The following is a 7,484-nucleotide window of genomic DNA, read 5'->3' on the forward strand; positions in this document are numbered from 1 at the left end:
GGTCAGACCTCCATCACGCCGGCGGCCAGGATGGCGCGCACCAGGGTGCGGCGGCCGAGCTCCGGCTTGAACGCGAGTCCGCCAGGCGCAACGGCCTGGGCGAAGGCGGCTTCGGCGGCGGCAAGCGCCACGGCCGGGGTGAGCGGCTGGCCGACCAGTGCGGCTTCGGCCTCGGGCGCGGGCCAGGGCTTGGCCGCCACGCCGCCCAGTCCGATGCGCGCCTGGCGCACCACCCGCCCGTCCAGATCCAGGGCGACGGCGGCCGAGGCGATGGCGAACTCGTAGGAGGCCCGGTCGCGGACCTTGAGGTACAGCGAGCGCCGCAGCCAGGGCGCGGCGGGCACGGAAAAACCGGTGATCAGCTCGCCGGGCTTCAGGGTGGTCTCGATGTGCGGGGTCTCGCCCGGCAGGCGATGCAGCGCCTCAAACGGGATCACGCGGCGGCCCTGTGGCCCCTCAAGGTCGACGCTGGCGCGCAGGGCGGCCAGGGCCACGGCGAAGTCTCCGGGATAGTTGGCGATGCAGTGGTCGCTGACGCCCAAGATCGCCAGCTTGCGGTTCACGCTTTGGCGCGCCGCGCAGCCGGAGCCCGGCTCGCGCTTGTTGCAGTGAGCCCAGCCGGTGTCGCGGAAATAGGGGCAGCGGGTGCGTTGCAGGACGTTGCCGCCGAGGCTCGCCATGTTGCGGATCTGTGGGCTGGCGGCGAGGTCCAGCGACTCGGCGATCATCGGATAGGCGTGGCGCACCGCCGGATCGTCGGCCACGTCGGCCATGCGGGCGAGCGCGCCGAGATGCAGGGCGTCCGGCGTCACGCGGATCTCGCTGTGCTCGCGGGCCAGGGCATTGATGTCGACCACGGTGCGCGGCCGCATCACGTCCAGCTTCATCAGGTCGATCAGGGTGGTGCCGCCAGCCAGGTAGTGGGCCGAGCCGCCGGCGTCGTTGGCGGCCTTCAGGGCTGCGGGGCGATCGGCGGCGTAGGCGTAGCGGAACGGGCGCATCAGGCGGCCTCCGCCCGGGCGCCGGCGGTCAGCCTGGCCGTGGCCGGCGCCGCCTCGCGGATCGCGGCCACGATCTTCGGATAGGCGGCGCAGCGGCAGAGGTTGCCGCTCATGTATTCGCGGATCGCCGCATCGTCGCCGGCGTGGCCCTCGTGCACACAGGCCACCGCCGACATGATCTGGCCGGGGGTGCAATAGCCGCATTGGAAGGCGTCGTGCTTGATGAAGGCGGCCTGCATGGGATGCAGGGTCTCGCCGTGCGCCAGGCCCTCGATGGTGGTCACCCGCCGCCCCTGGACGCTGGCGGCCAGCGTCAGGCAGCCCAGCACCCGCCGGCCGTCGACGTGCACGGTGCAGGCGCCGCACTGGCCCTGGTCGCAACCCTTCTTCGAGCCGGTCAGCGCCAGGTGGTCGCGAAGCGCGTCCAGCAAGGTCGTGCGCGGATCGAGCGCGAGGCGATGGTCGGTCCCGTTGACGTTGAGGGTCAGGTCCATGCGCGGCTTGCCTCCGGACGGTGGACGGGACGGCGCGGGTCGGGCCGCCGCCGCGAGCGGCAGGGCCGCCGTGGCGCCGCTGGCGGCGGTCAGGAATCCGCGTCGACTGGGTCGGCGGCCGTCGTCGGTCATAGTCACGTTCCGGGCCCGCCCAACGTCTGACAACCCGGCGCTTCGGAACTGGTTCCTGGCGGCGCCCCCAGGCCGGCGACGCCCGCCGAATTTCGCGCCCTGGAATAAGCCAAAACCGCTCGCGCGGCGGGGCGGGCGCGGCCCTATCACCACCGAGCGCGGGCATCCTGCGAAGTGGAACTGAACGAAATCATGGGCGAGCGGCTGAACTTTGCGACGGCGCCCGACGGGGTGCGGATCGCCTGGCGCGACGACGGCGACCCGGGTGCGCCGGCCGTCCTGCTCTGCTCCATGGGCACGGCGGCGATGAGCGTCTGGGACCCGATCGTGCCGGCGCTGGCCCCGCGCTGGCGGCTGATCCGCCATGACCGGCGCGGCGATGGCGAAAGCGACCCCGGCGCGCCCGCAAGCCACAGCTTCCAGGGCTACGCCCGCGACGCGCTCATGGTGCTGGACGCCGCCGGAGGTTCTGCGGCCCACGTGACGGGCATGGCGTTCGGGGCGCGGGTGGCCGCGGCGCTGGCCATGCTGGCGCCGTCGAGGGTGAACCGCCTGATGCTGTTCGACGCCACCGGCGGCCCGCCCGCGCCGGAGCCGCTGCGCAGGGAGATGAGCCGCAAGGCCGCCGTCCTGCGCGCCGAGGCCGGCCGGCCCAAGGCCTTCTTCGATCCGCGCTGGTTCGAGCGCCGCGACCCGGCCGGCGCGGGGCTTTCACGTCACGCCTTCGCCGGCTTGCCGGACTGGACGCCGGGCCTGGAGACCATCGCCGCGCCGACCCTGGTGGCCTGCGGCGACCACGATCCGAACCTCGAGGGCGCCCGGCGGATGGCGCGTGAGATCCCGGGCGCCGTCTTCCGGCTTATGCCGATGACCGGCCACGCCTCCCTGCTCGACGACCCTGGCCAGACCGCGGAGCTGATCCGCGAGTTCCTGGACGCGGCCTGATGGGCGCTCGTCGCCACAAGCTCTCCCAGAAACGTCCTCCCCGCCTCTCGATGGAGCTGATCCCCTCATGAAGACCGCCCTTGTCACCGGCGCCGGCTCCGGCATCGGAGCCGCCATCGCCCAGCGCTTCGCCGAGGGCGGCGCGGTCGTCGGCGTCCTGGACCGCAGCGCCGAGGGTGTGGCCGCGACCGTCGCGCGCCTGAAGGACGCGGGCCTGAAGGCCGAGGGCCTGGTTTGCGACGTCACCGACGCCGAGGCGCTGGACGCCGGCGTGGCGGGCTTCGCCGTGCGGCACGGCGCGCTGGAGGCCGCGGTGGCCTGCGCCGGGATCGCCAGCCGCCACACCATCGCTCAGATGGATGCGGAAACCTGGCGACGGGTGATCGACGTGAACCTCACCGGCGCCTTCCTGCTGACCAAGGCGGCGGCGGCCTGCGCGGCGCCCGAAGGCGCCTCGATCAGCATCATCTCCTCGATCGCCGCCCAGCACATCGCCTTCCTGAGCGGCGTGCACTACGCCTCCAGCAAGGCGGCGCTGACCGGCCTGGTGCGCCACGCCGCCTTCGAGCTCGGCCGGCGTGGCATCCGCGTCAACGCCGTGGGCCCGGGCCCAATGACCAACGGCATGGGCGGGCGGACGATCGATCCCGAGCGCGCCGCCGCCAACGCCCGGAACCTGCCGCTCCAGCGCCTGGTCGAACCGTCCGACGTCGCCGAGGTCTGCTGGTTCCTGGCCAGCCCAGCGGCGCGCGCGGTGACCGGCGCCTACCTGCCGGTGGACAGCGGTTTCCTGACCGGGCGCGGCGTCCCCTATCGCGCCTATTTCGACCTGCATGAGGAGGCGTTCTGACGCCGGGGCGGCCCCGTCGTCGCGCGCCTGCGAATATCCGCCTAAGACCACGGAAGGATTTAGGTTTCGGCCGTTTTCGGCTAAGGCTGGAGGCGGGTGGAATCTGGGAGCGCGGACGCGGTCATGGGCGGGGTGGTGGCGCTCGGCGAATGCATGGTGGAGCTGAGCCTTTCAGGGTCCCGCCAGGCCGCGATCGGCTATGCCGGCGACGTCTTCAACACCTGCGTCTACCTGCAGCGCCTGGGCGCGTCGGCCTGCTTCGCCACGGCCGTGGGCGACGGCGACCCATTCAGCGCCGCGATCCTGGCGCTGATGGCCGCCGAGGGCGTGGGCGATGGCCTGGTGACCCGGGTCCCGGGCCGCGTGCCCGGCCTCTACGCCATCGAGCGCGATGCGGCCGGCGAGCGGCGGTTCTTCTACTGGCGCGACCAGGCGCCGGTGCGCCAGTTCTTCGACCTCGCCGACGTGACCGCCTTCCGTGACGCCGCGCTCTCGGCCGACCTGGTCTATGTCTCCGGCATCACGCTCGCGGTGATCGGCGAGGCCGGCCGCGCGGCCCTGGGCGCGATCCTGGCGGAAGCTTGCGCCGCCGGCGTCCCGGTGGCCTTCGACCCCAACTACCGCCCTCGCCTCTGGCCATCGCACGAGGTCGCGCTGGCGGCGACGCAGGCGGTGATCGGCTGGTGCCGGATCGTCTCGGCCAGCGGGCCGGATGTCGAGGCGCTCTGCGAACGTCCGCTGGGCGAGGTCGCCGCCACCTGGGCGGCGCGCGGCCCGCAGGTGCTGGCGCGTTTCGAGGACGGGGCGATCGAACTGCACGCCGCCGACGCCGTCCGCCGCCTGCCCGCCGGACCGCAGGTGAAGGCCGTCGACACCACCGGCGCCGGCGACAGCTTCAACGCCGGTTTCCTGGCCGGTTGGCTCAAGGGCCTGTCAGCCGAACAGGCGACGGCCGTGGGCCGCCGCCTGGCGTCGCATGTGGTGGGTCATGTCGGGGCGATCACACCGGCGGCGGACTTCCCGCCGCCGGGGTCGCTGTTCGAAGCCTAGTAGCTGTAGCGGACGCCGAACAGAACCTCGCGTCCGGTGTGGTGGTAGTAGTACGACAGGTCCCGCGTGGTGTCGTTGAACTCGTTCTCGTACTGGTCGGTCAGGTTGATGCCTTCCAGGGTGAGCTTGAGGTGCGGGTTGATCGTGTACTGCACCGAGGCGTCGAGGTTGAACGTCTGGTCGAAGCCGTCGGCGTCGGTTCCGGTTTCCTTGCCCGGCACCTGCATCAGGTAGCGGCTGCGATAGGCGCCGGAGATGCGGGCGCTCCACTTCTCGTCCTCGTAGTAGAGGGTCGCATTGGCCGAGTAGCGCGACAGGCCGAGCAGTTGGTTCGGCACGAAGCCGCCCGAGCCGTTCGGATAGAGCACGCGGCTGTCCACCCAGGTCAGGTTGAGGAGCGTACCGGTGTGGCTGAGCAGGCCCGGCAGGAAGCTGAACGGCTGCTGGTAGTTGATCTCGAAGCCGTTGACCGTGCCCCCGGGCGTGTTCTGCGGCGTCGAGAAGGCCCACTGCGCGCTCGCGCTGCACCCCGGCGTGCTGCCGCAGGCCGCCACCGCGGCGCTGTCCGGGATGCCGAACGGATTGTCGTGGAAGACAAGGTTCTGGGTGAGCGTGGTCACCAGGCTGGTGATGTCTTTGCGGAACACCGCCAGCGACACGAGCGTCCCGCGTTCCGGATACCATTCCAGCGCCAGGTCGTAGGAGTTGGCGAGGAACGGCCGCAGGTCCGGGTTGCCGGTCTTCACCGAGAAGCTGGTGCCCGAGACGGTGACCGAGGTGGCCGCCACCAGGTCGGTGAGGTTCGGCCGCGCCATCATCTTCGAGGCGCTGGCGCGCAGCAGCACCGTGTCGCTCACGTCCCAGACCAGGTTCATGGACGGCAGGGTGTTGTTGTAGTCGTGGGTCGCGGTCACCGGGCCAAGCACGCCGCCGATGAAGGTGAAGCCGCTGGCGTCCTCGCCGGTCTCGACGTAGCGGACGCCGATGTTGCCGTGGAACGGCCTGCCGAGCAGTTCGGTCTTGAAATCCGCCTGGACGTAACCGCCCACATCGCGTTCACGCACCGAGGCGTTGTCGCCGAGGTCGCCGGTGGTCGAGAGCGCGAACAGGCTGGTGTTGCTGTAAAGGCCGAGCGCGCTCGCGGCGTTCGAGACACTGGGCGTCAGCCAGGTCAGGGAGCTGCCGGATGGCACGCTGAGCCCACTGGTCGGCAGGGTGACGAGCTGGCTGTAGCTGGAGATCGGGATCGCCAGCAGGCCCTTGTAGGCGTTGGTGCTGTTGACGCTCTCGCCGTTCACCAGGCGCAGTGAGGTCGTGGCGAAGTCGTACTGCTTCCAGTTGACGCCGGCCGAGAACTTCCAGGTCTTGTTCCATTCGTAGTGGCCGTTGACCTGGACGGTCTTGTAGCCGTTGTCGTCGGTCTGCGGCCGCTCGCGCACCTCGGTCAGCACCCAGGGGCCGTTCGCGCCCAGGTTGGCCTGGCCGAAGTTCAGCATCGGGACGCGGCTTGAGAAGTCGTAGCTGAAGCCCTGCACGTTGAACTGGTCGAAGCCCAGCGTGGTCTGGATCGGGTTCGAGAAGTCCGAGGTCGAGTAGCCGATCAGCTCGTCGATCGACAGCTTGTCGGTCAGCTGGTGCTGCCCGTTCAGGGTGTATTGCTGGAACACGGTCTCCAGCTTGTCGAAGCGGTCTTCCACCCGGGTGTCGACGCCATTGAAGGTGCCGGCGGTCATCACGCCCTGGCTGTTGATGGTGTCGCTGAGCACCGCGATGTTGGCGATGCTGGTGCAGGTGGTCGCCGAGGCGCACTTACCGGTTCCGCTGAAGCCGGGGGCTTCGAGGTACTGCTCCTGGCGGGTGCCGCGATAGTCGGAATAGAGGGTGTCGAACGAGACCAGGTTGCGGTCGTTGGGCTTCCACTGCAGGGACAGCGACGCGCCCAGCCGGCTCTGCTTGTCGGTGTAGTCGTCATAGCGCGGGAAGCGCGGGTGCAGCGCGCTGTCGGCGGCGGCGCAGGCCGCGGGCAGCGGGAACACCTGGCAATTGGTCCCGCCCACCGAGCCGAAACCCACCAGCGGCGCGGCCGAAGTGCCGCCCGTGGACAGCACATTGCCCATGTCCCAGCGCACCGTGGACGAACCCACATCGATGAAGTCGCGCTTGGTGTAGGAAACGCTGGCCAGGGCGCCGAAGGTCCCATCGGGGGTGACGTCGGCGATGATCGCGGAGAACCGCGGATTGTTGGACTTGGCCAGGGTGTTGTAGTCGTCCTTGGCCGCCGCGATGAAGGTGAACTTGTTGTAGTCGAAGGGCTTGGCGGAGTTCAGATCGACGGTCGCGCCCAGAGCGCCCTCGTCCACGTCGGCCTCGGCGGTCTTGCGGGTCGAGATCGAGTTGAACAGGTCCGACGAGAAGACGTCAAAGTCGAAGGCCCGCGTGCGGTTCACACCGCCGTCGTTGTCGGGCGCGCCGGTGGTCGACAGCGCCTCCATGCCGTTGATCCGCACCCGGGTGTACTGCGGGCCCAGGCCACGGACGGTGATCTGCCGGCCCTCGCCGCCTTCGCGGGTGATCGACACGCCCGGGATGCGCTGCAGCGATTCGGCGAGGTTGAGGTCGGGGAACTTGCCGATGTCCTCGGCCAGGATGGTGTCGATCTCGGCCGTGTCGGCGCGCTTGATGTTGATCGCCTTGGCCAGGCTGTCGCGGAAGCCGGTGACGACCACCTCCTCCACTTCCTTGGACGCGCTGTCGTCGGCCGCCGTTGCGGCTTCGGCCTGCGCGGCGCCCGCCCAGAACGTGGCGGCGGCCATCGCGGCCATCGAGGCGCCGGTCAAGAGCGCGCGTGCGGACGCAGGACTTCCGTGGCGAAGCATATCTTTCCCTCCCTCGCGAACCGCCGCCTGTCGATACGCCGCCGACCGGTCTAGCGCGGCTTGACGCCGTTCGCATCCTATGTATGACACCGGTGTCAAAACCTTGCATGACACCGGTAGCAACGGCGAATAAGCC

At 70.3% G+C, this 7,484-nt stretch carries 6 protein-coding genes; 3 read left to right on the forward strand and 3 right to left on the reverse strand.

Translation table 11 applies throughout. The features are described from left to right. Positions 1 to 2: 2 nt before the first annotated feature. Both VGL85_RS20795 and VGL85_RS20800 read right to left on the reverse strand, forming a co-directional pair. Entirely contained in the window at positions 3 to 1,001 is a 999-nt protein-coding gene (locus VGL85_RS20795; protein WP_331590942.1) for a xanthine dehydrogenase family protein subunit M, read from the reverse strand. Further along, positions 1,001 to 1,495, reverse strand: a complete 495-nt coding sequence (locus VGL85_RS20800; protein ID WP_331590943.1) for a (2Fe-2S)-binding protein — start codon at positions 1,493 to 1,495, stop codon at positions 1,001 to 1,003. Before VGL85_RS20800 ends, VGL85_RS20795 begins: the two co-directional genes overlap by 1 nt. A gap of 306 nt (positions 1,496 to 1,801) precedes the next feature. Here VGL85_RS20800 and VGL85_RS20805 point away from each other — a divergent pair, with 306 nt between their 5' ends. From VGL85_RS20805 to VGL85_RS20815, 3 genes are all read left to right on the forward strand, one after another. Further along, positions 1,802 to 2,572 carry an alpha/beta hydrolase gene (locus VGL85_RS20805; protein WP_331590944.1) on the forward strand — a complete coding sequence of 257 codons (771 nt, stop codon included), beginning with the start codon at positions 1,802 to 1,804 and terminating at the stop codon, positions 2,570 to 2,572. A 67-nt stretch (positions 2,573 to 2,639) separates the two neighbouring features. After that, the gene (locus tag VGL85_RS20810) at positions 2,640 to 3,422 is read left to right on the forward strand and encodes an SDR family NAD(P)-dependent oxidoreductase (RefSeq protein WP_331590945.1); all 783 of its coding nucleotides are present in this window, start codon (positions 2,640 to 2,642) and stop codon (positions 3,420 to 3,422) included. A 96-nt stretch (positions 3,423 to 3,518) separates the two neighbouring features. Continuing rightward, a complete protein-coding gene (locus tag VGL85_RS20815) occupies positions 3,519 to 4,472 on the forward strand; it encodes a sugar kinase (RefSeq protein WP_331590947.1) in 954 nt (317 codons plus the stop codon). Here the strand turns inward: VGL85_RS20815 and VGL85_RS20820 are convergent. Then, the gene (locus tag VGL85_RS20820) at positions 4,469 to 7,285 is read right to left on the reverse strand and encodes a TonB-dependent receptor (protein ID WP_331590948.1); all 2,817 of its coding nucleotides are present in this window, start codon (positions 7,283 to 7,285) and stop codon (positions 4,469 to 4,471) included. The two genes, VGL85_RS20815 and VGL85_RS20820, sit on opposite strands and share 4 nt — an antisense overlap. Between the last annotated feature and the right edge of the window lie 199 nt (positions 7,286 to 7,484).

The sequence above is a fragment of the Phenylobacterium sp. genome, assembly GCF_036501465.1.
Lineage (GTDB): Bacteria > Pseudomonadota > Alphaproteobacteria > Caulobacterales > Caulobacteraceae > Phenylobacterium.